The following is a 1,547-nucleotide window of genomic DNA, read 5'->3' as shown; positions in this document are numbered from 1 at the left end:
TCGTCGCCGTGCACAGTGCGGAGCGAGATGCTCTGCGACGACGGTGTGAATGCCGGGTGCGAACCATCGGCGTCGGCGCGAATCGCCAGCCTTAGCAGCGGATGTTCATCGTAAAGGCCGGCCGCTGCCCGCTCCAGCACACCCTTGGCCAAATGACCTGTAAGGCGCACGCGGGCAATAACATTGAGAGGTGACGTCTGGTCGGCGATCCAGTACCACCGCTCGACCGGGCTCAGCGGACGCCGCACCTCGGTCCGCATCATGCTGACCACCCCAGGTCGAATCGCATGGGACGGGTCGTCTGGCGGGTGAACGATCGCATTGGCACATAACGCAGTCCGAGGTTCCGCGCCGCGCAAGCGACTGGATTCTGCACCTGCTCCAATTTGTTAAGCCGGCGCGAGCTCCGCACCAGCATCCGGGCGCGGCGTCTGCGTCTGTCCTCGTATGCGCGCAGGGCCTCGACCGCATCGGGTATCCGGGCGAGTGCCTCAGCCAACACATATCCGTCCTCGACTGCGGAGCTGGCGCCTTGTGATCTGCTGGTCAGCATCGGGTGCGCGGCGTCGCCCAGCAGGGTGACCGGGCCTCTGCCCCAATGCTTGAGGAATCGTCGATCCTGACCGGGCACACTCATGATGGCGTCCGCCGGTGTCCGCTCGATCACCTCGACTACTTCGGGGGCCCACCCCTCGAACGCAGCCAGGATGTCCGCCTTGCCGCCGTCCCAGTCACGGGCCTGGGCGGCAGGAAGGTTCTTTGTTCCCCACCAGTAGGCCATCCCGCCGCCGATGTCGATGAGCCCGAACCGCTGTCCTCTGCCCCAGTAGTGGCCGGTGTATCCGGGCACCATGTGTGGATGCGAAAAGCGTACGGTAGCAAGCCAACACACATAGCCGTACTCGCTGGGAGGCTGCTCACCGGCTACTCTCGACCGGACGGTCGAACCGAAGCCGTCGGCGCCGATCAGGACTCCTGCGCGCACGTCTGCGCCGTTGGCGCATATGGCGCGTGCCCCGCATAGTTCGATTCCGACGCCGACCACCTCGGCGCCGTAGTGGATGGGTACGTCACCAGCGGCATTGCGCAACGTGCGGATCAGCTCGTTGCGGTGAATGCTCACGAACGGATGGCCCAGTTCAGCGGTGATGGCCGCGCCGGGCAGCTTCCGGATCAACTCGCCACGTGCTGTGCGCAACTCGAAGTGTTCGAGCGCGCGGCACGAGGCGTCCGTTGTCAGATCGATGCCCAGCGAGCGCAGCACTTTTGTGGCGTTGCTGGCGATCCCCAGTGCCGTGCCGGTGGCCCGCGGTTCGGGTGCCGCCTCATAGATTTCGACGTCGATGCCCTTGGCCCGCAGAGCGATCGCCGCCGTCAGTCCGCCGATTCCAGCGCCGATCACCGCGACCGTCGGCGCGTTCATTGCCGGCCCTCGCCGACAAGCTCGACCGCGGCGAGCTCCGCAGCCAGTTTCGCCGCGACGTCCACGACATGTGGCTCCGACATCATCGACAAGTGGTCACCCGCCACCTCGACCACCCTCAGGC

General features: G+C 65.9%; 2 protein-coding genes. Both read right to left on the bottom strand.

Annotated features, from left to right (window positions below):
- A partial coding sequence (locus tag ACRDU5_RS07550) for a hypothetical protein (protein WP_526613861.1) occupies positions 1–260 on the bottom strand: 260 nt, incomplete at its 3' end.
- Complete coding sequence (locus tag ACRDU5_RS07545; RefSeq protein WP_526613860.1) at positions 260–1,423, bottom strand: FAD-dependent oxidoreductase; 1,164 nt, start codon at positions 1,421–1,423, stop codon at positions 260–262. The genes ACRDU5_RS07545 and ACRDU5_RS07550, both read right to left, overlap by 1 nt.
- Positions 1,424–1,547: the final 124 nt, after the last annotated feature.

The organism is Mycobacterium sp. (assembly GCF_050701515.1).
GTDB lineage: Bacteria > Actinomycetota > Actinomycetes > Mycobacteriales > Mycobacteriaceae > Mycobacterium.
This window is presented reverse-complemented; position numbering and strand designations above follow the sequence as displayed.

Excerpts from the sequence above, each read along its gene's own strand:
- ACRDU5_RS07545 (WP_526613860.1), bottom strand. The coding sequence starts at position 1,423 with ATGAACGCGCCGACGGTCGCGGTGATCGGCGCTGGAATCGGCGGACTG.